The 23,532-nt window shown below is 56.1% G+C and carries 25 protein-coding genes and 3 tRNA genes; 7 read left to right on the top strand and 21 right to left on the bottom strand.

Annotated features, from left to right (window positions below; translation table 11 throughout):
• Positions 1-52: 52 nt before the first annotated feature.
• Positions 53-1,057 carry a phosphate uptake regulator PhoU gene (locus BWM17_RS02105; protein WP_309492233.1) on the top strand — a complete coding sequence of 335 codons (1,005 nt, stop codon included), beginning with the start codon at positions 53-55 and terminating at the stop codon, positions 1,055-1,057.
• Positions 1,058-1,110: 53 nt separating this feature from the next.
• On the opposite strand, the gene BWM17_RS02110 is transcribed toward BWM17_RS02105, so the two are convergent.
• Positions 1,111-2,286, bottom strand: coding sequence for an MFS transporter (locus tag BWM17_RS02110; RefSeq protein WP_309492235.1), 1,176 nt, complete (start codon positions 2,284-2,286; stop codon positions 1,111-1,113).
• Between the two features lie 53 nt (positions 2,287-2,339).
• Between BWM17_RS02110 and BWM17_RS02115 the strand changes: the two genes are divergently transcribed.
• Entirely contained in the window at positions 2,340-3,767 is a 1,428-nt protein-coding gene (locus BWM17_RS02115) for an NUDIX domain-containing protein (protein WP_309492236.1), read from the top strand.
• 24 nt (positions 3,768-3,791) lie between these two features.
• On the opposite strand, the gene BWM17_RS02120 is transcribed toward BWM17_RS02115, so the two are convergent.
• Positions 3,792-3,915: transfer RNA gene (locus BWM17_RS02120), tRNA-Ser, on the bottom strand.
• A 101-nt stretch (positions 3,916-4,016) separates the two neighbouring features.
• On the opposite strand from BWM17_RS02120, the gene BWM17_RS02125 reads away from it, so the two are divergent.
• Positions 4,017-4,706 (top strand): HD domain-containing protein, encoded by a 690-nt coding sequence (locus BWM17_RS02125; protein ID WP_309492237.1) that lies wholly within the window; start codon positions 4,017-4,019, stop codon positions 4,704-4,706.
• Here the strand turns inward: BWM17_RS02125 and BWM17_RS02130 are convergent.
• Entirely contained in the window at positions 4,703-5,803 is a 1,101-nt protein-coding gene (locus BWM17_RS02130; protein ID WP_309492238.1) for a Clp1/GlmU family protein, read from the bottom strand. The genes BWM17_RS02125 and BWM17_RS02130 overlap by 4 nt on opposite strands.
• 17 nt (positions 5,804-5,820) lie before the next feature.
• Positions 5,821-6,483, bottom strand: a complete 663-nt coding sequence (locus BWM17_RS02135; RefSeq protein ID WP_309492239.1) for a hypothetical protein — start codon at positions 6,481-6,483, stop codon at positions 5,821-5,823.
• Positions 6,484-6,551: 68 nt separating this feature from the next.
• Between BWM17_RS02135 and BWM17_RS02140 the strand changes: the two genes are divergently transcribed.
• Positions 6,552-6,626: transfer RNA gene (locus tag BWM17_RS02140), tRNA-Cys, on the top strand.
• A gap of 105 nt (positions 6,627-6,731) precedes the next feature.
• Here the strand turns inward: BWM17_RS02140 and add are convergent.
• The 7 genes from add to BWM17_RS02175 form a co-directional block, all read right to left on the bottom strand.
• Complete coding sequence (gene add / locus BWM17_RS02145; protein WP_309492241.1) at positions 6,732-7,766, bottom strand: adenosine deaminase; 1,035 nt, start codon at positions 7,764-7,766, stop codon at positions 6,732-6,734.
• A 104-nt stretch (positions 7,767-7,870) separates the two neighbouring features.
• Positions 7,871-7,958 (bottom strand) — tRNA-Leu (locus BWM17_RS02150).
• Positions 7,959-7,965: 7 nt separating this feature from the next.
• Positions 7,966-8,238, bottom strand: coding sequence for an RNA repair domain-containing protein (locus tag BWM17_RS02155; protein WP_309492242.1), 273 nt, complete (start codon positions 8,236-8,238; stop codon positions 7,966-7,968).
• Positions 8,239-8,278: 40 nt separating this feature from the next.
• Positions 8,279-8,800, bottom strand: coding sequence for a stage II sporulation protein M (locus BWM17_RS02160; protein ID WP_309492243.1), 522 nt, complete (start codon positions 8,798-8,800; stop codon positions 8,279-8,281).
• 172 nt (positions 8,801-8,972) lie between these two features.
• Entirely contained in the window at positions 8,973-10,217 is a 1,245-nt protein-coding gene (locus tag BWM17_RS02165; RefSeq protein ID WP_309492244.1) for a Glu/Leu/Phe/Val dehydrogenase, read from the bottom strand.
• Positions 10,218-10,375: 158 nt separating this feature from the next.
• The gene (locus BWM17_RS02170; RefSeq protein WP_309492245.1) at positions 10,376-11,506 is read right to left on the bottom strand and encodes a radical SAM protein; all 1,131 of its coding nucleotides are present in this window, start codon (positions 11,504-11,506) and stop codon (positions 10,376-10,378) included.
• Between the two features lie 114 nt (positions 11,507-11,620).
• Positions 11,621-11,806 carry a hypothetical protein gene (locus BWM17_RS02175; protein WP_309492246.1) on the bottom strand — a complete coding sequence of 62 codons (186 nt, stop codon included), beginning with the start codon at positions 11,804-11,806 and terminating at the stop codon, positions 11,621-11,623.
• A gap of 175 nt (positions 11,807-11,981) precedes the next feature.
• On the opposite strand from BWM17_RS02175, the gene hisS reads away from it, so the two are divergent.
• Complete coding sequence (gene hisS, locus BWM17_RS02180) at positions 11,982-13,262, top strand: histidine--tRNA ligase (RefSeq protein ID WP_309492247.1); 1,281 nt, start codon at positions 11,982-11,984, stop codon at positions 13,260-13,262.
• A 69-nt stretch (positions 13,263-13,331) separates the two neighbouring features.
• On the opposite strand, the gene endA is transcribed toward hisS, so the two are convergent.
• The 4 genes from endA to BWM17_RS02200 form a co-directional block, all read right to left on the bottom strand.
• A complete protein-coding gene (endA, locus tag BWM17_RS02185; protein ID WP_309492248.1) occupies positions 13,332-13,901 on the bottom strand; it encodes a tRNA-intron lyase in 570 nt (189 codons plus the stop codon).
• A gap of 65 nt (positions 13,902-13,966) precedes the next feature.
• Positions 13,967-15,340 carry an allantoinase AllB gene (allB, locus tag BWM17_RS02190; protein ID WP_309492249.1) on the bottom strand — a complete coding sequence of 458 codons (1,374 nt, stop codon included), beginning with the start codon at positions 15,338-15,340 and terminating at the stop codon, positions 13,967-13,969.
• Between the two features lie 58 nt (positions 15,341-15,398).
• The gene (locus tag BWM17_RS02195; protein ID WP_309492250.1) at positions 15,399-15,833 is read right to left on the bottom strand and encodes a hypothetical protein; all 435 of its coding nucleotides are present in this window, start codon (positions 15,831-15,833) and stop codon (positions 15,399-15,401) included.
• Positions 15,834-15,896: 63 nt separating this feature from the next.
• Positions 15,897-16,967, bottom strand: coding sequence for a phosphate uptake regulator PhoU (locus BWM17_RS02200; RefSeq protein WP_309492251.1), 1,071 nt, complete (start codon positions 16,965-16,967; stop codon positions 15,897-15,899).
• 205 nt (positions 16,968-17,172) lie between these two features.
• Between BWM17_RS02200 and BWM17_RS02205 the strand changes: the two genes are divergently transcribed.
• Together BWM17_RS02205 and BWM17_RS02210 are read left to right on the top strand one after the other, a co-directional pair.
• Positions 17,173-17,709 carry a GTP-dependent dephospho-CoA kinase family protein gene (locus tag BWM17_RS02205; RefSeq protein ID WP_309492253.1) on the top strand — a complete coding sequence of 179 codons (537 nt, stop codon included), beginning with the start codon at positions 17,173-17,175 and terminating at the stop codon, positions 17,707-17,709.
• 4 nt (positions 17,710-17,713) lie between these two features.
• Entirely contained in the window at positions 17,714-17,914 is a 201-nt protein-coding gene (locus BWM17_RS02210) for a 30S ribosomal protein S27ae (protein ID WP_309492254.1), read from the top strand.
• 5 nt (positions 17,915-17,919) lie between these two features.
• Here BWM17_RS02210 and BWM17_RS02215 read toward each other — a convergent pair whose 3' ends face one another.
• From BWM17_RS02215 to BWM17_RS02240, 6 genes are all read right to left on the bottom strand, one after another.
• Positions 17,920-18,276, bottom strand: coding sequence for a hypothetical protein (locus BWM17_RS02215; protein WP_309492255.1), 357 nt, complete (start codon positions 18,274-18,276; stop codon positions 17,920-17,922).
• Between the two features lie 84 nt (positions 18,277-18,360).
• Positions 18,361-18,924, bottom strand: a complete 564-nt coding sequence (locus BWM17_RS02220) for a biotin transporter BioY (protein WP_309492256.1) — start codon at positions 18,922-18,924, stop codon at positions 18,361-18,363.
• A gap of 45 nt (positions 18,925-18,969) precedes the next feature.
• Positions 18,970-19,989, bottom strand: coding sequence for a biotin--[acetyl-CoA-carboxylase] ligase (locus tag BWM17_RS02225; protein WP_309492257.1), 1,020 nt, complete (start codon positions 19,987-19,989; stop codon positions 18,970-18,972).
• Between the two features lie 53 nt (positions 19,990-20,042).
• Positions 20,043-20,807, bottom strand: a complete 765-nt coding sequence (locus BWM17_RS02230; RefSeq protein ID WP_309492258.1) for a hypothetical protein — start codon at positions 20,805-20,807, stop codon at positions 20,043-20,045.
• A gap of 27 nt (positions 20,808-20,834) precedes the next feature.
• On the bottom strand, positions 20,835-22,346 hold the full coding sequence (locus BWM17_RS02235) for a glutamate synthase-related protein (RefSeq protein WP_309492259.1): 1,512 nt from the start codon (positions 22,344-22,346) through the stop codon (positions 20,835-20,837).
• Positions 22,346-23,476 carry a glutamine amidotransferase family protein gene (locus BWM17_RS02240; protein ID WP_309492260.1) on the bottom strand — a complete coding sequence of 377 codons (1,131 nt, stop codon included), beginning with the start codon at positions 23,474-23,476 and terminating at the stop codon, positions 22,346-22,348. Before BWM17_RS02240 ends, BWM17_RS02235 begins: the two co-directional genes overlap by 1 nt.
• Between the last annotated feature and the right edge of the window lie 56 nt (positions 23,477-23,532).

Raw genomic sequence — 23,532 nt, forward strand, 5'->3', positions numbered from 1 at the left:
GCATTAGTGTAGATTAGAAAACGATTTAAAACTTGCCAATGCCAGTTTTATGGTGAAGAAGCTGTCTGTTGAGGTTAGGAAAATTCAGAGGACAGCTGACGGAACCTACATGCTTTCCCTGCCTAAAAACTGGGCTAAACGCTTCAACCTCAAGAGAGGCTCCCCCATTTACTTGAGGGAGCGAAGCGACGGCTGCTTAGTTTTAGACCCTGAATATGCCGTGGAGGTTTCTCCGGAGATAACGTTGAAGGCTTCGGAGAGGCTGGAAGACCGCATCCTCAGCAGCTACCTCCTCGGCTACGAGCTTATCTTGGTTCAGGCTCCCAGGGTTACGGAGGAATTAATGAAGCGAATAAAGAGGGTGGTTGCCCGCCTCATCGGAGTTGAAATCATCGAAGAAAGCCCTCAGACGGTGGTTTTGCAGTGCCTCCTCAAGGCTTCCGCCTCGCCTCCGGAAAAAATTCTCCGCCGGCAATACGTCCTTTCCTCCAGCCTCTGCAGGGATGCTCTAAGCCACCTCGTCGACTTCGACGTCGAAAAAGCCGCCTTGGTGAGGGCGAGGGACGAGGAAATCGACCGGCTTTACTTTCTCTTGGTCAGGCTTCTCCGAAGCCTCATCCTGAACCCTCGCCTCAGCGAGAAGCTCAACATTTCCCTCATCGACTGCTTGGACTACAGGCTGATAGCCAGCCTCATCGAAAACATGGCTGACGAGGCGGTGAAGATAGCGGAATCCACCGTGGCCATGGGCGCAGAGGGAAGGCTTCCTCCAGAGTTAACTCAGGCAATAGCAAGCTTTCAGGAGAGCTTTCAGGCTGCCTTTGAAGAGGCCATGAGGGCTCTGTTTTCCAAGGATGAAAGACTTCAAACCTCCGCCCTGCGGAAGAAAGCGGAGTCCCAGCGGGCTTTGGAAAAGATAAAAGAAACCTTCACCCTCTACCAGCAGCAGACGCCCCCCGCCTTCTACAACCTCATCTTTCTCTTCGACCAGATTGTAGACTACCTCACCGACATGATAGATTTGGTCACACCTTCCCCTCCGCCCAAAACCAGTTGAAAAAAGGCGGCCGGGAAACCGTCACCACCCCGGCGGGGAGCCGCGTTCAAAACTCATCCAACAACTTTTCGAAATCCTACTCCACCGGCAAGGAAGAGGGCGATGGAAAGCCCGGCGTAGGATACCGCCGCCGCGATGGAAAAGCCCGGTTGAAAGCCGTAGGCGGAGATAACCTGCCCCAAGAGGGCTGGGCTGGCGGCCATGCCGGCGTAGAAGCAGGTGCTGTAGGCTCCCATGGCTAGGCCTCTTCCCCCCTGCGTTGTGGTCTCGGCGAGGAGGGCGCTGGCGGAAAGGAAGGTCATTCCCATGGCTAAGCCCACCAAGCCCATCAGCGCCGCGAGGACCGGGAGGTTGGTGGAGGAGGTTAGGAACAGGGTGGCGGAGGCTGCTGTGAGGAGGCCGAGGAACATGAACGGCATCCTCCTGCCCAGTCGGTCGGAGAGGGTGCCGAAGGGAAGCCGGATGGCGGCGCTGGCCGTGGACTGGGCTGTGAACAGCAGGCCGATGGCGAAGACGCTTAGGCCGATGCTTTTGGCGTAGAGCGGTATGAAAGCCGGCGTTATCCCCCAGGTGAAAGTCAGGCAGAACGCTGAGACAAAGCAGACGAGGGCTACCCGGTTGGCGAACAGCAGCCTAAACTCTTGGAGGATGCGGGCGGAGGGCAAAGCCGCCTCCTTCCGTTTTGTGCTGGGAAAGGCGGTGAGGCCGAACAGCAGGCCTGCGGTGATGATGAAGCCGGAGAGGGTGAAGGAGCCCTTGAAGCCGGCAAGTCCGGCAATTAGGCCTCCGAAACCCGGCCCCACCGCCATGGCCACGGCCATGAACGTGGTATACAGCCCGTAGGCTCGGCCGAAGCTGAGGCTTCCGGACACATCCCCGACGAAAGCGATGATGGAAGGCGTGTAGGCGGCGATGCCTAGGCCGGCTAAGGCGTAGACGGCTAGGATGAGGTAGGGCTGCCCGGCGAAGGGGAGGAGGAAAGAAACCGCGGCGTTGATGAACGCGCCCAAGAGGACCAGTCGCCTCCGCCCCAGCCTGTCGGAGGTCAGCCCGAAGGGAATGGCCACCGCCGAGGCGGCCAGCATGAAGGCGGCGGTGATGAAGCCCACCTGGGTGAGGGTGGCTCCTTGGGCTTGGGCGTAGAGGGGAATGATAGGCAGCCTCATGAAGGCTCCGAGGTAGACGAGAAAAGTAATGGTGCAGGCGACGAAGAGGGGCGGCAGCCTCATTCTAAACCTCCTATCTTAAATTTCCTCCCCCCTTATCAGGTTGCCTCTCCCAGGTGGGAGGTGCCCGCCGAAAACAGGCTGATTTTTTCTTCGGAATGTCCATCAAAATAGTGGGGAGGCGGATGGAGCGGAGGGACGTCGTCACGTCATTCCTCGAGCATGAAGGGAAAATCCTGATCCTGAGGAGGAGCGAGAAGGTGGGAACCTACCGGGGAAGGTGGGCTGGCGTCAGCGGCTACCTGGAGGAGGGCGAAGACCCTCTCCACCGGGCTTTGCAGGAGCTCAGGGAAGAAGTAGGGCTAACCTCCGAACAGGTTCAACTGCTCCGGAAGGGTAAGCCTTTACTGGTTCCAGACTTGGAAAAGAAAGTCGTCTGGAAGGTTTACCCCTTCCTTTTCAGGGTGAAGTCTGACCGAATTCAGATGGACTGGGAGCACCGGGAATGCCAGTGGATAAGGCCTGAGGAAATAGGCCGGTATGAAACCGTTCCAAAGCTGGAGGAAACTTTGGAAAGAGTCTGGGAGAAACCCGGCGGGCAGCCGTTGGACCCGCAGGTCCTCAGGGAAATCGAACTCATCAAAGCAGACCGCTGGAAGGGCGCAAGCCAACTGGCCCGGGAAGCCCTGAGGGTGGTGAAGCTGGCGGCGGAAAGATACTCCCCACCCAAGGCGGCTGATGCGGGGGACTATCTAGGCTACCTGAAGCAGGTGGGCCGGCTGCTGATGGAGGCAAGGCCCAGCATGGCGGCCTTGGCCAATAGCGTCGGCTTCCTCCTCCATCAACTGCTGGAAAAGGGGAAGACGGAGCCTCCCTTTTCCCTTAGGGCCTTCGCCCTTTCCAAGGCTGAGGAGCTTATCCGGCAGTCGGAGGAGGCCTCTGCGGCTGCTGCCCGGAAGGCAGCGGAGCTGTTTCCGCGGAAGGCCAAGGTGATGACCCACAGCTACAGCTCCACGGTTCTACAGGCCTTCCACCACGCCCTCCAAGCTGGAAAGGGGGTGGAGGCCGTGGTCACCGAGTCTCGGCCCCTCTGCGAGGGAACAGCCACAGCCAAGGCTCTCTCTGAGATGGGTATCCCCGTGGCCTTCATCGTCGACGCGGCGGCCGGCTGCTTTATGGATCGGGTGGACTTGGTGCTGGTGGGCGCCGATAGCATCCTAGCCGACGGCTCCGCCGTCAACAAGGTGGGCACGCTGACGATGGCCTTGGCTGCGCGGAGAAGCCGGGTGCCCTTCTACGTGGTCTGCGAGAGGCTGAAGTTTCACGTCCGCAGCCTGCTGGGGGAAGCGGTGGCGCTGGAGGAAAAGGACCCCTCCGAGGTTGTGAACCCTCAAACCCTGCCGGGGGTTGGGGTGAGAAACGTTTACTTCGACATCACCCCGGCTGACTGCCTATCCGGAATAGTGACCGAGGACGGAGTCCTAAAGCCCCCCAGCGTCTCCGCCCACATGGAGGAGATGCTGAAAAACCTGTACCTAGAATAGCCGGGCCAGTGGGATGAGAGAGGATGGCGCCGGGGAAGGGATTTTCCTGCCCAAGGCATTTTGAACCCCTGAGGACCCGAAGGTCCACTGGATGTTCCGTCGCGGAGGCGATCTCGAGTCCAGCGCGTTACCGCTCCGCCACCCCGGCTAAGCTTGATAGCGCCGGGGTTGTTTTAAACCGTTTCCCCGCCCCCTTCAGGCTAGGTTTATTAAGCTGGCTCTGGGACAGTTTAACCAGCGGTGGCCCGGATGAACCGGAAGGAATTGAAGAAGCTGGCCGCTGGGATCAAAGACCGAAAATTCAGGGCTCAGGTGGAAAGTTTCATCGACAAGACTCTAACTCAGGGTGAAAGAAAGGGGCGGGGAAGCCTAACTTTCTTCACAGCTCCCGCCGGGCGGACTAAGCATCATTCCTATCCCGGCGGCTTGGCGGAGCACACGGTCTCCACCGTCAAGCTCGCCCTCGCGCTGGCGGATGTGCTGGAGGAATGCTATGGCTGGAAGAAGGTGAACAGGGATTTCCTCATCGCCGGAGCCCTCATCCACGACCTCTACAAGCCCGCCGTCTACGTCCTCCGGGAAGACGGAACCTACGACGTATCCCCCCTAGGCCAGCGGCTGGACCACCTGTCCCTCCTCCTGGGGGAGGCTTACAAACACGGCTTTCCAGTGGACTTTCTCCACGTGCTGGCCGCCAGCCACGGGGAATGGGGACCCATATCCCCTCGGACGCTGGAAGCCCTCCTCGTCCACCTCGCCGACCTAGTGGACTCTCGGCTGGTGGGGGAAATTCAAAAAGCCGCCTACTTCGCAGCCAAAGACCTAGGCGAACAGCCCCTCACCCTGACGCCCAAGGAGGCCTTGCGCCTCCTCGAAGACGGGGAAAAGCTGAGGAGAACCCTTCGGAAAGCCGGAGCCGGGAAGGGGCCGTCGGGCTAGAGGGCGGAGTCTTCGAAAACCTGCCCCACCTCCACCTTCTCCACCGGCCTGTCGACAGAGGTTAACACCTTCAAAGTTTTCTTCTCCCAGTCCACATGCTTCAAGACGCCTAAGCCCAGAAACCTCTCCGCGGCATCGTAAAGGCCTAGGATGGAGCCCTTTTCCAAGGAAAAACCAGCCTCCGGAGGCTTCACTTTTCCCAAGGGCAAGACCTTAACCGCGGGAGTCTTCAAGTGTTTCCGATACATCTGCCACCGGAGCTCTTTTCTTTCCTCACGGGTCCGCCGTCTCACCGCCGGAGAGGCTTTCACTCTCATCAGCTCAAGGCCTTCTTTTTCCAAGGCTTCAGCCAGCGTTCCTGTCGTCTCCCTCCCTTGAAGAAGCACAGCGCAGCGGGCTTCAGCGGCTTGGAGGAGGCGAAGCTTGTAGGCTTGAGCGTCCTCCCCATCCACCCAGCCGTCGGTGTTCAGGACGGTGAGGGGGAAGCTCCCCCGACTTTCCCGGCAGAGGACGGAGACGGCTTTCAAAATTTTCCCCTGAACCTGAGACGGCGAAGTGGCGCCCACGAACAGCAAACGGTCCGGGTTTTCGAAGGATAGGTCGTAGACAAGGTGGGTAAGAGCGCAGGAGCCGATGGTGGTGGGCGGCCCTAAGTCCGACTGCCCGGGGTCGCTGTCCACGATGTTCACCTTCAAAGGATGCGGATGGAAGCCTAAGGCCTTGTTGGCCAAGAACATGGTGAAGGTGGTCTTCCCCACGTCCACTCCCCCTAGGACGGCGGCCACGGTGTTTCCCCCCTCCGCCCTCCTCAGAACGGTTTCAGCGGCCCTTTCCCAGTCTTGGGGGATGGAGTTTCCCTCAAACTCCTCCACCAAGCTGCCCTCGCCCAAGGTCAGCTGAAAGCGGGAGGCTTGGACGCAGAAAGCGGGGACGGTTCTCCACCGGCGAACTCTGACCTTCAAGCCCGCTGGCAGAGGCGCGCCCAAGACAGAGACCTGCCCGCTGAGAAGAGTGAGGGAGGCGGAGCCGTGGAGGATGAGGGTTTTCCCCGGGGCTACGGAAACCTCCCGAAGGCTCAGGTTGTTCCCCTCCTTCAAGCCTCTGCGGCTTCACCTTAGCGGAAGGCGATCTCCAAGGCTGAGGCCTCATCCCTCTCCCTCCGCCCTATCCCCAGCCTCCTAGCCTTGGCGGTGGTATCCCTTTCGTCGACGAGGAGGATTTGAGCTTGGACTCCTGTCTCCTCAGCCACGGTCTCCACTACCCTCCTAACCGCCTCGTAGGAAGACCCCTCGCTCTCCGCTCCCAGCCGACCTCGGCCTCCCACCTTGACCACCAGCTTTTTCACACCCCACCCTGTCACTGCCGCCTTTAAGGCTTCCTTCAGCTGAGCGAGGCTGCGGTAGCTGGCCTTCTGCACCACCGTCCTTCCCAGCAGGGCAGCGTAGCCCACGGTTTTCCCCGGGTCGATGCCCACCGTCAAGGCTTCAGGGATGACAGAGGGCAGACCCTTGACGGCTCTGAGGGCTTGAGCAACAGCCTCCTTCACAGTGTCTCCCCGGCAGGCGATGACAGTGTGATGCTTAACTCGCCTCGCCTCCTGCTCCGTCGTCAGCACAGCCTTAACGGTGAGGGGCACAGGGTCCTCGGGTCTTCGAAGAATAAACCCCAGCCCTTGCTTCCTCAGCTCCTCCCTTAGCCGATAGCTGAGCTCTCCGTCAGAGGTGGCCACGGCCACCGCCGCTTCTCCCATGGGTTTAGAGTGCCCGCTTAAACCCATAAAAGCTCCGCCGAAGGAAGGATAGGTTTTTATCAACCTGAAAAACTTTTACATTTAACCCTTCCAACGCCGGGATGGCCGAGCGGTTAGGCGGCGGGCTGCAGACCCGCTTCATGCAGGTTCAAATCCTGCTCCCGGCTCCAAACTCGGTTGACCTTTGTTCCTATTTTTATTATTCAGCTGCTCCCACATGGGCTATTGATTTCCAAGCCAAAAGTTAGGTGTAGCTGCGCTCTTTGGGGTGAGCTTCACCCAGCTTCTTTTTCGAGCTGAGCCATCAGCTTGTCGATTTCCCAAGCCCACTCTCTTCTCCACCGGCGTTTGGTGGGGTCGTCAAGCCAGGAGCCGTCGATGCCGTTGAGGACGAACTCCCTGAAGTCGGCTGGCGAGAATCCCATGTACTCCGCCATCACGATGTACTCCTTTGTAGGGTTGGTCTTGAACATGGGGGGGTCGTCGCAGTTTACCATGATCTTCAAGCCGCGTCTCGCCATCTCCTTGATGGGGTGGTTGGCGAGGTTGTTTCCGAAGTAGACCCAGGCTGTGGAAATCGGGCAGACGGTGAAGACCACGCCTTCCTCCGCGCATCTTCTGGTGAGGGCTTCGTCCTCGATCACGTGGTAGCCGTGGTCGATGCGCTCACAGCCGAGGAGGTCGAGGCATGTTTCCACGTTGCGTGGAGGGGCATCCTCGCTGGCGTGGGCGGTCAGGTGAAGGCCATGCTGGGCGGCGAGCCTGTAGGCTTTCCAAAACTTTTCAGGCGGGTTGTCGGCTTCCGCGTAGTCCATGCCTATTCCGATGAGCTCGTCGCGTGGGTTTTCGATGACGGTTTTAACCATTTCAAAACCTTTCTCCGGGGGTTCCATGCGGTTGATGCCGGCGATCATCTTGCACCGGATGCCGTAGTCCCTCTCCGCGTCGCGGATTCCGTCGCGGATTCCGTCGATGGCAGTGTCGTAGGGTACGCCTAAATCCATGTGAACCTTGGGACTCCAGAACATTTCCCGGTAGCGCACGTTGTGCTCCGCCGCCTCCTGCAGGGTTTCGTAGGTGATCCTCCGAAAATCATCCCGATCCCGCACCGCCCGCGCCACCAAGTCGTATATCTGGAGAAACCTGTAGATGTCCGGGTAATCGTAGAGGTCCTCAGGCTTATCGTGGGGAGGCAGCTTCACCCCATGCTTTCGAGCAAGCTCCACAAACGTTGAAGCCTTCACCGAACCCTCCAAGTGAACGTGAAGCTCAACCTTCGGAATCCTGCGGAGAAAATCGTGCAGATCCATAGCTGTTCCCAACCTAAACTTTAGGTGATTAAAATTTACGCTGAACGTTTAATTTAGCTTTTCGATTGCTTTGAACATTCCAAGAAAGTCCGGTGTTCAAATACTGGTGCGGGGAGTGGGATTTGAACCCACGAACCCCTCCGGGACAGGGTCCTAAGCCCTGCGCCTTTGACCAGGCTTGGCGATCCCCGCTCCTTCGCTACCCGCGGCAACGGGTTTTCTTCCACAAGGTCTCCCCGGTTTTGGTGTTTTTTATTTCTAAGACCCTGTGGAAGGGGATGAAGACCTCGGCTGCGCCCTCCCGGTAGAGGAACCAAGACCCGCCTGCCTTCACCACCCGGCTGCAGGGCACCGTCTTCCTGTCTTCCGCTACTCCCCGGTGGGTGAAGGTTACGGTGTAGTCTTCGGGGTTAAGTCTTCTATCCCACAGAAACCTATTAAAAACATCCCTCAACTTATGTTTTTTCGGCAACCTTTTTGGCCTCTGCCCTTTTTTGGTTTTCACCGGCCCTTCAGCCGAAAAAGGTCTGAAGCAGCGCAGGGGTAACGAAGACCTCGATGACCGCCGCCAGAAAAAGTAAAGGCAAGATTCGGAGGGCGAAGAAGAGGAAGCCTTCTTTCATCACCAAGCCCAGCCCCCTTTCGCCCCTGAGCTTTCGTACGGCCATGAAGCCGAACTTAAGGCCGATGGCGGAGCCGAGGATGACTGCTGGAAGCTCGAGGACTCCGTGGGGTAGGATGGCCGCCAGCAGGAAGAAGAAGCCCTCCCTCTTCACGGTTTCAAAGGCAACCAGTCCTATGGTTAAGCCGTTGAGGGAGATGAAGAGGAGGGGAGGGATTCCGAAGAAAACACCCAGCAGCATCACCAAGAAGCTTTTCCCCGCGTTGTTGATAAAAATGAACACAACAAACTCCACTGCTGTCAGCTCTTGGACGCCGCCGTAAAATTCCCTTAAAGCCTCCATGAACTCCGCTGAAAGCTCTCCTCCGGCAAGGTAGCCGATGAAAGTAAAGGCGAAGAAAAGAAACAGCATAGCTAAGAAAGGCCGTTTCATAGGGTAAAGATATTGCCACCTCTCCAATTTTTTCCCTCAACAACCATCTGGATCAGAAGCAGCTCTAAATCTAGGTAAGCGTACCCATCTTATATATGTCAGCGGAAACAATAAAACCTTTTATGTAAAAAAGGTTCTCCTTGGAATGCTGCTAAGGGAAAAGACCCTTAAAGGCCTCGGCAACCCGTTGCACGGCAAGAATCATAGCAGCGGTTCTCATGTCAACATTTTCTTTCTTCGCCAATTGGTAAACGTCGTTGAAAGCCTTAACCATCTTCCGCTCAAGCTTTTGGTTGACTTCCTCCTCTGTCCACTGCTCTCGGTGCAGGTTCTGAACCCACTCAAAGTAGCTGACGGTAACCCCGCCGGCGTTGGCGAGGATGTCAGGAATAAGCAGGATGCCTTTTTCATATATTATCTTGTCCGCTTGAGGCGTCGTCGGGCCGTTGGCGCCTTCGCTGACAATTTTAGCTTTAACCTCCGCCGCGTTTTTTTCCGTTAGAACACTTTCCAAAGCACAAGGCATCAGGATGTCGCAGTCCAATGTCAGAAGTTCCTCGTTAGTTATCTCCTCAGCTCCAGGATAGCCGAGCACAGAGCCGGTTTGCTGTTTATGTTCCCTTAGTTTCACGGGGTCTATTCCGGAGGGGTTGTAGACGCCTCCTTTGGAGTCGGACGCCGCTATGAGCCTAGCGCCCATCTCCGCAGCGATGACAGCGGCATGATATCCCACGTTTCCATAACCTTGGACGGCAACTCTGGCATCCTTGATGCTCATACCGAGTTTGCTGCACGCTTCTCTGGCGCAGATGGCCACGCCTCTTCCCGTAGCTCCCAGCCTGCCGAGGGAACCTCCGATGCTCACCGGTTTACCTGTAACTATTTCGGGCACCGCATAGCCTTTGATGGTGCTGTAAGTGTCCATGATCCAGGCCATAACTTGGGGATTGGTGTAAACATCCGGGGCGGGGACATCCTTGTAGGGGCCTATCTCGTCGAGGATCATGGTCGTGTACCGGCGGGTCATCCGCTCCAGTTCCCCTTGGGACATTTCCTTGGGGTTGCAGACCACTCCGCCTTTGGCTCCTCCGTAGGGGATGTCCATCACAGCCGCCTTCCAGGTCATCCACATGGCGAGGGCCTTAACCTCGTCCAAGTCCACCTTGGGATGGTATCTTATGCCTCCCTTGTAGGCGCCCCTCCAAGGGTTATGCTGAACCCGGTAGCCTGTGAACACCTTCACCTTGCCGTCGTCCATCTTAACCGGCACTGATACGATGAGAACTCTTTTAGGATGTTTGAGTAACTCCGTGATGTTGGGGTCTAATCCTATCTTCTCTGCAGCCATCTCCAGCTGTTTAATGGCGATGTGGTAAGGGTTAGTATCTTGGCTCACGGCAAATTCACACCTCTCTGCGAGAAGATACGTTATTCAAGTTAATAATAAAATTTTCCACCTTCTATATACATCCAGAAAAACGTTGGTATTATTTATAGGTAGTAGATAGTTCTTAATGAAAACTTCCAAGAAGGCTTCGGCTGGGAAATTTCTCTTCAAAATCCGTAGATCATGTTGTTTAAACCCAGAAGGTGCAGGTTGCCTACGTGCACTCTCCTGAGGTGTTTCTTGGCCGCCTGATAGCATCGTTCCACCTGCTTCTCCGGTGTCACCGGAAGATCCACCATCAAGTGGTCGGGGTGGAAGATGAGCAGTGAGTAGGGTATACCCTCGTCCAAGCTTGAAATGAATCGAGCTATCTCTCCCACTTCCCCCTCATCCACGTAGCCGGGTACGAGGAGGGTTGTGGCATTGACCACCGGCAGCCCAGGGCGCTTGGTGGAAAACTCCCTTGCAACCATTTCGAAGTTTTCGTAAGCCCTCTGGTTGGGGACCCCGCTCAAAGCGAGGCTGAGGATGGGGGTGAAGGCTTTGAGGTCGAACTTCAGGTTTCCCCCGCTTTCCCAAGCTAGCTCCGCGGCCTCCCTCACCAGCTTGGGGTTTCCGCAGCCGTTCCATTCGAAGCAGATCCTCAGAACGCGGTTAGGGTTTTCTTCCCTCAAGGTTTTGGAAAGCCGGAGGGCGAAGGGAAGCTGCGGCTCAGGGGAGCCTCCGAAGAAGCACAGGCACGTGTAAGTGGAGTCGGCGGAAACCCGGCGGAGGAGGTCGCCTTGCTCCACAGTTTGACCTACGTTGATTTCCTTATGGTTCATGTTCTGACAGAAGAAGCAGTCAAAATTGCATCCGTAGAAGAACACGGCCAAGTTAGAGTAGCCTACCTCAGCCCCCGGCCTCCGGGCATACTTGGGATAGCCTTCCCCGGTGCCCCCTGGGCAGAAATAGGCGGCGCAGCAGTTGGTCACGTGAGGGTCCCGGTAGGCGTGGAGAACCCCTCGGTCGGGTTTGGTGAGGCTGACCAGTCTTCCATCTTGGTTCCAGCGGAGGCCGCAGTAACCCTTTTCCCCCGGGCCCATCCTGCATTCGTTGGAGCAGAGAGTACAGGGGATACCCCCTGAGGTCTTAGGTGGGCTTGGGGGTAGCCCCCATTGAAGGCGGCTTCTCCGGTGGGCTTTTAGGATGAGGGGCTCCGCTTCCTCCGCCTTCTCCTTCAGGCAGGAGGGGCAGACTCCCAAGGCTTGGGCTATGAGGCGGTCTTTTCTCCCGCAGAGCATGCAGGTCTTTTCCATCCAACCTAAAGCCTTGAAAGACATGGTTTACATTCAGTATTGTGGAAGTCCGCTTTCTCTAAAAGCCTTATCCCCAAGGCCGCTTGGGTTATGTTTCCGGTAGGTCGCTGCCGGTTATTTGTAGGCTACCAGTTTGGCTCCCAGCTCCTTTTCTAGCTGCTGAAGCTTCTTCAACCTAGCCTTAGACAGTTTAGCGGGGACAGGCGGCTTCTGAACTGCCAGAAGGACAATGCCCAGGCTTTTCTCCAACTCCCTAACCTTCCTGAGTTCGGAGTCAGCCAGTTTCGCGAATCTGCACACGGGCTTCACCTCCCAGTAAAGACAGCGGCATATCCAAATATTAAGGAAGCGACGGCTCAGTAAGGCCTAACCATGGGAAAGCTGGGCTTAGCCTTTTATTGCTCCAGCAGCTTTTCTAATCTGTAACCTGTTTGAGGGGAGAAGGCTGAAGAAAAATTTCCCCCTGCCCCGGGGCATGAGGGACATCGAAGCTGAGGAGGCGGGACGCCGGCTTTGGGTCAACCGCAAAATCCTCGAGGTCATGGAGAGGTACGGCTTTCAACTGGTGGAGCCTTCCCCCATCGAAAGCCTCGAAACCCTAGAAGCCAAATGCGGCCCCAGCATCCGGGAGGAAATCTACTGGTTTGAAGACAAGGCCCGCCGAAAACTGGGTCTAAGGTTCGACCTCACCGTGGGGCTGGCGAGGATGGTGGCCAGCCGCCCTGACTGGGCTACACCCCTGAAGCTCTGCGCCCTCTCCAACATGTGGCGCTACGACGAACCCCAGTACGGGCGCTACCGCTGCTTCTACCAGTGGGACGCGGAAATCTTCGGAAGCCCCCTGCCTGAGGCGGACGCGGAAGTTATCGCCCTCAGCGTCGACGTTCTCGAAAACTTGGGGCTGAAAGACTTCGAGGTCAGGATCAGCAACCGAAGGCTGGTGGAAGCCTTCCTCAGCCAGCTGGGCTTGGAAAACCAGGAAAAGCGGGAAGCCGTGTTGAGGGTCATTGACAAACGCGGCAAACTGGAGGAAAACCGCTTCACCCAAGAGCTGGAAAACCTGAACTTGGCCGCCGAGCAGAGAAACCGTCTGCTGGATTTTATTTCCATAAAGAAGGAGCCCGAAGCCGCCTTGGCAGTGCTGGCGGAGACGCCTTGGAAAAGCCCTGAAGCAGAGCGGGGTTTGGAGGAGCTCCGCCGCGTCGTCGACAGCTTGAAGCTTCTGGGAAAGACAGCTCCCTGCCTCTTGGACATGAGCGTCATCCGGGGAATCGGCTACTACGACGGAGTGGTCTTCGAAATCTACGACAGGATGGAAGCCGCCCTAGGGGCGGTGGTGGGAGGCGGCCGCTACGACGGCCTCTGCCGCGTCTACGGCAGGGACCTCCCGGCCACGGGCACCGCGGGAGGCATCGAAAGGCTTCTGATAGCTTTGGAGAAAGCGGGAAGCATTCCGTCCTCCACTCAGGCTCCCCAGGTCTTTGTGGCTGCGGCTACCTCGGAGGTGAGAGGGAAAGCCTTGGAGCTGGCGGGATGGCTGAGGGCTCAGGGCATCTCCGTGGACTACGACCTCAAAAACCGGCCTCTCAAGGGTCAGCTAGAGTACGCGGATGCCTCCGGCATCCCCTTCGCCCTCGTCGTCGGCCCTCGGGAGCTGGAGAAGGGCTTGGTGAGACTGAGGGATTTGAGGAAGCGCATGGAGGCGGAGGTTAAAATCGAAGAAGTGCCCTCCAAGGTTTCAGGCGTCGAAGGTTAGGGTTAAACTGGTAGTGTTACTAGGTGCTACTATCGCGCATAACCCCGTCCTAGTTTCAGCCGTCGAGGGTTAGGGGTTGAACTGGGAGAGAGTGTAATAGACTACTTCTCCTCTCCTTTCGATGACCCCTAGGATGGCTTCCTTCTTGAGGCTGCGGGCGCTGCTCAGGGTTTTAACCAGCTCCTGAACAGGGAGGGGCTCCCCCTCCAGCATGGTGCTGATGAGGAACTTAGCAGGCTCCTTGCCGTAGGCTCCTCTTTCGTAGACCCGGAAGTGGCTGCCGTGCCCGAAGCCTTTCTTGACGGTGTAGCCTCGGCTTCGAAGGTCTCGGTAGACTAGGTATTTAGACCAGACCCTCCGGTCTTTCTGAGAGAAAAAAGAAAGCAACTCCTCAAAGCTCATCGCCACGCCGGAGTCTTTCTCCACAACCCGTAGCTCCCCCTCCGCCACCAAGTAGAGGGCTTCCCAAGAGGCAAGTTCCAAGCGGCCTCGAGTCTCCTCCCCAAAGCCTCGGCTGACGAGGCGGGCGGCCTCAGGGTCTTTCAAGCTCACGTAAACCTTTTCCCCCTTCACGAACCCTTCCACAGGCCGCTTCTCAGCCGCGGCTTCCTTCTCAGCTCTTCCCTCCTCGGCTTCCATGTACCCTTCTCCCTTTCAAGGAAAAAGTGTTAACAGTTAAATTAAGCCTCCAGTTTGAAGCTGCCTTAAACCTGCGGCTTGACCATTCTGCCCCATCCCGGCTTGCCGACGAGGACGCCTTCTTCCACCACCAACGACCCTCGGACAAACGTCATGACGGGGACCCCTCGAACCCTCCACCCATGCCAGGGGGAAACCTTGCCCCGGCTGTGGAGTTCCTCCACCCTGATAAGCCTCTCCCTTTTCATGTCCACCACCACCAAGTCGGCTTCAGCGCCCACTTGAACGGCCCCCTTCCTCGGGTAAAGGCCGAAGATTCTAGCCGGGTTCTCGGAGAGAAGTTGAACCAGCTTCTCCAAGGACAGCCGACCCCGGTTCACTTGGGTCAGCATAAGAGGGAGCAGAGTTTCCACACCGCAAAAACCTGAGGGGGCTTCCCAAAAATCCCTCCACCCCCGCTCCTTCTCCTCCGGGGTGTGAGGAGCATGGTCTGAAGCCAACGTGTCCACTGTTCCCTCCGCCAAAGCCTCCCATAGGGCCTCTCCGTCTTCGCGGGAACGCAGAGGAGGGTTCACCTTGGCAGCGGGGCCAAGGGTTCGGAGGTTCTCTTGAGTGAGGAGAAGGTAGTGAGGGCATGTTTCCGCGGTCACCCCAAATCCCGAAGCCTTAGCCCACCTCACTAAGCCGACGGACTCCCGAGAGGTTGCGTGGACTAGGTGAAGGCGGGCTCCCACCATCTTGGCGGTGAGGAGCACCCTAGCCGCTTCCGCCGCTTCCAAGGGGCTGGGTTTAGCCTCCGAGTGGGCAGCTGGGTCCCGCCGCCCTTCCTGCCTCAGCCGGTTTTCCAGCTGAGCCGCCAGCCGGGAGTTCTCCGCGTGAACCCCTACGAGAAGCTGGGAGGAGACCGCGGTCTTCAATATAGCGAGGACCTCCCAGCCGCTTTCAGGCACGGAGAAGATGCTGGCTCCTTCAGCTCGCTCGCGGGCGGAAGCCATCATCTTCACCCCCACCGCCCCTGCTTTTTTCAGGGAAGGAGCCTCCGCCAGGTTGTCGGAGGAAATGCCTCCCCAGAGGCCGAAGTCTACGTAGGCTTTTTTCTCCGCGGCCTCCTTTTTGGCTTGGAAGGCCTGACCGTCCACCGTGGGGGGCTTGGTGTTAGGCATGTCCATGACTGTGGTCACGCCCCCGAAGGCAGCGGCTTGGGAGCCTGTGGAAAAATCCTCCTTATGGGTTAAGCCCGGCTCCCTGAAATGCACATGGCTGTCCATCACTCCCGGGAGGATGAGGCCGCCTTTCACGTCCACAATGAGGTCGGCTTGAACCAGCTCTGGCTCTGTGGTGAAGGCTGCGATCTCCCCACCATCCACCACCAAGCTGGCTTCGAAGATGCCTCCGGGGGTGAAGATTTTACCTCCCTTGATGAGGACGTCGGCCTTCATGGCGGTTAAGCCTCGCCTGTCTAAGCCGGTTGGCTCTTTTATATTTAACGACCAACCTTCACCCCGCTTGGGTAGTTTGGGCTAGGGCTTCCAGTTTTTCAACCTCCGCCTTTCTAAATCCCACGTAGAGGCCGTCCCTCTTCCCCCCAACCCAAGTCCTTGTTTTCTCCCCAGCTTTCAGAACCCTGTTTAAAACCGGAGAGAGGACAGTAACAGTTGGAGGCTGAGCTGACTTGCTGCCAGTGAGTTCCAGCTTTATCTCCAGCCCGCCTTTGATTCCTCTCACGGTTAAAAACCGTCCGCCTTTCAAGGGAAGCAGCCCGTCGAGGGCTTCATGCTCCACATCCAAATGCGTTACCCTAGCTAGGGCATAGCCCTTTAAGTGAACGTAGACCGTTGCATCATGGAGTTCAATTCGGTTGCCGCCTTCTTGAAGGAAAACATGGGCTTTAAGATGAATTTTGCCTTCCGCTGGACCTGTCAACCAAGCCATCTCCCCCGCTTAAAAAATCCAAGTGTCAAACGGCAAAGAAGCAGCTTCCGGTGGCGCTGTCTCCTAGACAGATTTGAAAGAGCATATTTTGGTGGGTTCTTCCAGAATTCGGTTGATTGTGACTTCGGCTATGGTCTTGTAGTAGGTTGAAATCTGGATTAGGTTCCCCACGATCTGGCTGAGGTTCAAGCATACTAAGCAAGGGTCGGAGACACCTCGCTTCCGCATCTCTGCGAAATTCCCAGCTATCTTTTCCGTCAGCCTTTTTTCTCCCTTCACGCTTACCTCCACGGTTTCGATGACATCGTTGGCTAGGGCCATGTCCTTGGTGAAAAAGGCTCTGAAAATCTTATCCGAAATCCCTTTGATCACTTCGTTGTATTCGCGAATCTCCTCCAACAGCCGAGACTCTGTTAAACCCCTCTCCAGAAGCTGAAGAACACCATAAGCCATGGTTTCCACAAAGTCCCCGATCCTCTCTAGGCACACGGCGATGACCCTGTTGCCGGAGATGTGCGTCGGAGACTCAATGCCTATCTTCTTAGCCAGCTCCGGCTTCCGCATGGCCGTGAGAAGCTGCCTGATAATCAGCCAGTAGATTCTGTCTGCCTCTACCTCCATATGCAAGGCCTCTTGGGCGAGCTCCGGCCGGCGTTCCAAGAGGGCTCTGACGGTGGCCTCCTGCATGGAGCTCACGATGACATGGAGGCGGCTGATGAGGCCGTAGATGGGAAACTTGGTTGAGTCCACAAAGCTTTGAAGGATAACCTTCTTCAACGTCTGCTCCACTACCCCCAAGCCTGTAAGCTGCTTGACGGTGTTGCGGATTTCTTCAAAATGCCGAGGATGAATTTCCTTGTTCGCCTCTACCTCCATGGTGTCGTGGCCGAGAAGATAGTTTCCTGTGAGGACTCTCGTCAGCATGCCTTCCCCTTCGCAGAGGTCGCTTTTGATGATACATTTCACAGGCTTTTCCTCCGCCATCTTGCTGGGATAGATTCTAAGGGAACCGTCGTCCTCCCTTTTGATGTAGACGATGTCTCCCTTCTTTAAACCGGTCTCTACACTCCAATCTCGAGGTAAGGATACGATGAAGGTTGAAACGCTTACCTGCTGGATTTTTCTAGCCTCCAAACCCCTCGTCCTCCGAGCTCTTGTGATTAAATCCTTATAATAAACATGAATATAAAGATATTATAACCTAATATATTTTAAAAAATCCCCCCGCAATGTAATTATGCTCTCTATACTAAGCCAAAAGTCGACATAGCCGTGAATAAAAAATATGGGAAGCCAAAAACATATATTTTCCAGCAGTCAAAACCTGAAACGCAGCCTCTTGGAGGAAGGAAGGGTTAAACGTAAACTTCTCCTCCCCAACCTAAGGTCGAAGCTGAAGAAGCCTTTAGGCGAACTTTTGAAAGAAGCAGAAGCCAGCGTAGAAAAGAGGCTGCGGAAGAAGCTTGAACAACTCAAGCCCCCCAAACTGGTGGCCGTGGGGGACCAGACTTCCGCGGCGCTGGAGAGAATGGGAATCAAAGCCGACCTCTACATCGTGGACGGAAAGGTTGAAAGACGAAAAACCTCCGAGTTAAAGTTGTATCCCTCCAAGGTTTTGAGGGTCGAAAACCCAGCCGGTGTTTTGACGGAAGCAGCCTTGGTAGCTGTGAGGGAGGCCTTGGAGTCGGAGGAAGCGGGGGTTATCCTTGTCGAGGGGGAGGAAGACCTGCTGACCCTGCCAGCAATTTTATATGCTCCCAAGGAATCTTTGGTTCTCTACGGGCAGCCCGGAGAAGGTGTGGTAGCGGTAAGGGTCACCGCTGAAAGGAAAAAATTCGCTGAAAAGATCATAAGCCGCATGGAAGAGGTTGAATAAAAAATTGTCGGAAAGGGTAAGGAAACCTGAAAAAGGAGTTTGGAGCCGCTACGAAGTCGACTACCAGACGGGAAAAGTTACCTTCAAGAATAAAAGATGCCCCCGCTGCAAGAAAACCATGGCCCGCCATGATAACCCATCCCGCTGGGCTTGCGGCGGCTGCGGATACATGGAATACATCAAAAAAGCAGCGGAAAAAACCTGAAACAGCTACTTTTTGGGCGCGGCGGCTTTCTTCGCTTTTTTCTCCTTCAGAAGTTTTTCCTTTTCGCTTTTGGGCAGTCCTCTCCAAGCAAAATATTTGGGAATTACTTGCTCCGCTTTTTCCGGAGAAAAATAGGCGTGGACTGTTCCCCGAGTTTTCCATGTGCGTGTCTTGGTCTCCATCTTGACGATGTGGACGAGGCTGGGGTCCGCGTTCAGCTTCCCGGCGAGTTTCTCCCGGACCTCCTTCCTGCTCGGCGTGGAGGACATGGTGTGAACGACTTCAAAGACAGCCTCCTTTCTACTGAGGAGAGGGTTTTCTTTTTCTTCGACGATGTTAACCTCAAACTTGGGGGAAGACATTTCAACTACTCAGCCGGCGCTCAAGGTTTCTGGTAAAATAGGAGCCGAAGTTTATATAAACCAATCGCCCCGCCAGAGAAGCTTTCACAAATTTTTCTTCCTTGAGGCGGCCTTGATCTTCAAGGCTAGAGACCGCATATGGCGGGTGCTGGCGACGTAGGCTGCCAAAGCCATCTTGAGGGCATCGCCGGGAAGGAAGGGCAAGACCCCCACGGCCACAGCCCGCTTCAAGCTGAAATCCAGGTAGAAAGAAAGCTGAACAGCTCCCAAGCTGTAGATGATGGCCGTTCCCAGCAACATGGAAAGGAAGACGTAGACGAAGCGTCTCTCCCCCTTTAACTCCGTCAATTTTCCGATGACATAGGCTCCCAGAACGAATCCTGCTAGGTATCCGCCTGTAGGGCCGAGGAGGACGCCGAAGCCAGCCATGCCTCCCGCGAACACCGGGAACCCAACGCCGCCTAAGCCTATGTAGACCAGCTGACTGAGGGCAGCTAAACGGCCGCCTAACACGGCGCCGGCTAGATAGACGAAGAAGGTCTGGAGCGTGATGGGCACAAGGTAGAGGGGGATGGAAATATACGCGCCTATGGCGGTGAGGGCGGCGAAGAGGGCGGCGAGGGTAATTTCGAAAGGCTTCATCCTCATGGTTTTTCTCAGGTTCTAAAATGTAAACTTAAACTTCTTATAAAGTTAACGATTCCTCAGCACCTTCACATCCCCGGCCAAAACCTGCCTCAGCGAGCCGTCTGCAAGCTTCAGAAGCAGCCCCCCCGTCCCATCCAAGTCCACGGCTTCCCCCTCCACGGCTTCTCCTTGAAACTCAACCCTAACCCACCTGCCCAAGGTGTCTGAGAGTCTTTTCCACGCATTCAGGATGGCGGTGAAATCACGGCGGAGAAACAAGCGGTAAAGCTTCTCTTTCTCCTCTAGGAGCACTTGCACAAATGTTGTTCGGGAGATTTCCCTGCCAGCCTCGTCCTTCAGACATGTGGCAGCCTCTCTCAGCCTCGGATCCAAGGACGCCGGGTTGACGTTGACGTTCACTCCCACCCCCACGATAACGTAGTTGATGAGGTCTGTTTCCGCGTTTATCTTGGTCAAGATCCCTGAAACCTTTCTTCCCTCTAACAGCACATCGTTAGGCCACTTGAGCTTTGCCTCCAGATGACAGACCCTCCAAATGGCGCGGGCGACAGCCACCGCTGCCATGAGACTGAGAATGGGCGCATATCGGGGATGAATCTTCGGCCGGAGGATGATGGACAGCCATACACCGCCTTGGGGGGAAAGCCACATCCTTCCCATTCGGCCTTTTCCTCGCTTCTGGGTTTCAGCAACCACCACAAGGCCTTCTTCCCCGCCGGCTTGAGCCAGTTCTTCAGCTTTATCCATGGTGGAATCCAGCTCATCGAAGCGGTGGACGCTGTGGCCTATGAGGCTTCTACCCCGTTGAGCTTGAATCTCCCATGGGAAGAGAACGTCGGGGACACCCAGCAGACGGTAGCCCAGCTTGGGCTTAGATTCGATGGTGTAACCGTCTTTGCGGAGGGCTTGAATCTGCTTCCACACAGCCGCCCTAGTAACCTTCAGCTCCGCGCTCAGCTTTTCACCGGATACGAACTTTCCGTCTTTCTCCTTGAGGCTTTTCAGAACAAGTTCTTTCGCGTTTAAGGCCACCGACGCTTCTCCCAAGATATTTCTCTGATTCAAGGGAATAAAAACGCGCAGTGCGGGCTTCAGCTTTAGACTTCAGCTTCCCCCGCTCAACTGTAATGTTCGTGGTAAGGCCTGCGGGCTGCTGGGATCAGCTTAGTGAAGCCGTCTTTCAGAATTCTGTCAGTATCGTAACCGAAGTGTCTAGAAAATTTTTCCACCAGTTCCCGGAGCAGCCTTAGGTCTTCTCCATTCATCTCAACAGAACGGACGTGATTGTTCAAACCTGAAATTTCCCCTCTAAGATATATGGTTCCCCCGTGCATTCCTGTGCCTAGGAAGTTCGCCTTCCCTTCCCTTTCCCCGCTCCCGTTCAGCCTCAAGAGGACGATGACGCCTCCCGCCATGTACTCGCCTAGGAAGTCCCCCGCGTTCCCGCCTACCACAAGAACGGGTTTCCTTTCCTGAAAGCCTTTCATATGAATGGCAGCTCTGTAGCCTACGCAGCCGCGGATGAAGATCCGTCCGCCCCTCATGGCATAGCCTACGATGTCGCCTGCGTGGCCATGCACCACAACCTCGCCGCCGGCCATGGTATTGCCGCAGCCGTCCTCTACGTTGCCGTAAACGGTTATCCTTGAGCCTCCCATGAAGGAAGCTAGGTCTCCGCCAGGTGTGCCGTGGATTTCAACCTCTACACCGTGGCTTAACCCTGCTCCAATGTACCTCTGCCCGTGAACGTTGAGGATCCGAAGCTTCTTCGCGCCTTCGAAAACAGCTTTCTTGATAAGCCCGTTTAGGACCCTGTGGTGGAGGCCTTGGGCGTCGATGACAGCCGTAGTCTCCTCAACTTTCATCTTTTCATGTTCCACCATCAACCACGTTCCTCCTAGCGGTGGAAACTACTCTCCAGCCATCTTCACCCCTAAAACTTTCAACTCACCCTCCGTCAGCCCTACGCCGCGGAGGTGAAGCCTGTTTCCCCTCAAGCTTTCAACAGAGTTCATTCCCATACCCCCCAGCATCATTTTGATTTCAAGACTCCACGCTTGGAGCAAGTTTATCAGCCTTCGGGAGGCTGTGTCCGGGCTGAGCCTTTTCGAAATCTCCAGATCGGTTGTGGCTATGCCCCATGGACACTTACCCGTGTAGCATTTTTGGCAGAGGCTGCAGCCCATGGCCACTAAGGCAGCTGTGCCTATGTAGACGGCGTCAGCGCCCAAGGCTATTGCCTTCACCACATCAGCGCTGTTTCTAATTCCCCCTCCCACGATGATCGAGGCGCGGTTACGGATTCCCTCATCCCTTAGACGCTGGTCCACCGCCGCCAACGCCAGCTCTAAAGGTATGCCCACATTGTCCCTCACAACTAGAGGCGCGGCTCCTGTAGCTCCCCTCATGCCGTCTATCACCACAGCGTCGGCTCCCGCCCTCACGATTCCACTGGCGATGGCCGCTGAATTATGAACCGCCGCTATCTTCACGAAAACCGGCTTCACGTAGTCGGTGGCCTCTTTCAACGCGTAGATAAGCTGCCGGAGGTCTTCGATGGAGTAAATGTCGTGGTGGGGAGCCGGTGAAAGGGCGTCGGTGCCTTCGGGGATCATGCGGGTTTCAGAGACTTCCCGGGTAACCTTCTCCCCTGGAAGATGGCCGCCGATACCCGGCTTGGCGCCCTGACCGATCTTAACCTCTATGCCCGCTGCGGCGTTGAGGTAGTCGATGTGCACTCCGAACCTTGCGGAGGCCACCTGAACTATGCAGCGCCCCCCATACGGGTACAGCCTCTTGTGGAGGCCCCCTTCCCCTGCGTTGAATAGGGTTCTGAACTCCAAAGCAGCCTGTGCCAGAGCCTCTTGCGCCTCTAAGCTGATGGCCCCGTAGGACATGGCTGCGAAGAGGATGGGAGTCTCCAAGGTCAACTGAGGGGCGATGGCTGTTTCTAGCACAGGCCCATCGCCGCTGTCGCAGACTTCCAAGCGGTCAGGTTTACTTCCCAAGTAGGTGCGCAGCTCCACAGGCTCTCTCAGGGGGTCGATGGAAGGATTGGTCACCTGACTGGCGTTTAGAAGGAGTTTATCCCAGTAGACGGGCATGGAAGTGTCGCAGCCCATTCCTGCGAGAAGGATTCCCCCCTTCTCCGCTTGGCTGACCGTCGCCCGTATGGTCTTCTCCGCCCAGTAGAAGTTCTCCCGGTAGGCGGTGGGGTTCTTCACCACAGCTATGGCTTGAACGGGGCAGAATATTACGCATCGGTGGCAGTTAACGCATTTTTCGCTTCTAACACTGAGCCCTCTGCTCTCTCTGTTGTGAGAGAACACGCCGTAGGTGCATTGGACTACACAGGCTAGACAGAGAGTACAGCGGTCTCCGTCCACCTGCACCAAGTATTCAGAAAGCAGGTAGCTTTTCATCAAACCTCACTGGAAGCCAGAAGTTTTTCAACTGCCTGAGCCCTCAGCCTGCCCACAACCAACTCGCCTCCTTTGGGACGCCAGCATCTCTCCACACTCGGACAAACCAAGCGGATGGCTGCCTCTTCGGAGGACATGTAAATCAGGTCATCCTTAACGCCGACGCAGAGAGGCCGCAATTTTATCCGGTCAGTCAGCCCCACCATTTCACCGCGGCTTGTAAATATCACCGTGAAAGGTCCGTTCATCAGCAAGCTTCCATACACTTGACGGAGCGCTGTGTACAGTTCCTTTTCTTTTCTCTCCATCCTGTCGATTTCAAACCAGAAGGGTGGTGCAAAGACCTTGGAAACAACTTCAAGAGGCAGACCATGGACACGCCTCAGAAGGTCTAAAGCGTAAACCAGAACCTCGGTATCGGTGTGCATGGTGCAAAGGTAACGGTACATTTCTAGGTAGCGGCGGTTGGTGCCATAGGATGAAATTTCACCATTGTGGACCACAGCCCAGTCGAGGACACTGAAAGGCTGAGCGCCGCCCCACCAGCCGGGCGTGTTGGTGGGGAACCTCCCATGAGCCGTCCACATGTAGCCCTCATACTCTTCCAAGCAGAAGTATTCAGCGGCATCCTCAGGGTAGCCGACGCCTTTGAAGACACCCATATCCCGTCCGCTGGAAAACACGAAAGCACCCTCAATGGCATTGTTGACTGTCATTACCTTTTCCAACACGTAGTCATCCCAGGAAGAACGTCCACAGCCTTTCTTCGGTTGCAGAAAGTACCGCCACAGCAAGGGCGGGTTTGAGAGTTGAATGTTGTTGTTCGTGGGGATTTCCTCGGTGAGATGGAGGTTGAAGTGCTTGGCCAGAAATTCTTCAGTTCGCCTCTTCGCCGTCGTGTTTTCATACATCAGGTGGAAGGCATAGTAATCCCTGTAGTCGGGGTAAAGCCCGTAGACGGCGAAGCCTCCTCCCAAGCCGTTGCCCCGCTCCCGCATGTTGGCCATGGCTCTGATGATGTCTTTTCCGTCGAATCTTCTTCCACCGCGGTCCATAACCCCGAAGAGAGAGCAGGCCTCCACCACCTTAGAATCTCGGTAGGGGTTGTTTGCGCAGCCTAGGTTCTCCATTCAGTTCACCGGCATCGGGGCTTTTGTTGCCTTTAAAAGGCAGTAGAAAAGTTTAT

The organism is Candidatus Hecatella orcuttiae, assembly GCF_002009985.1.
GTDB classification, from domain to species: Archaea; Thermoproteota; Bathyarchaeia; order Hecatellales; family Hecatellaceae; genus Hecatella; species Hecatella orcuttiae.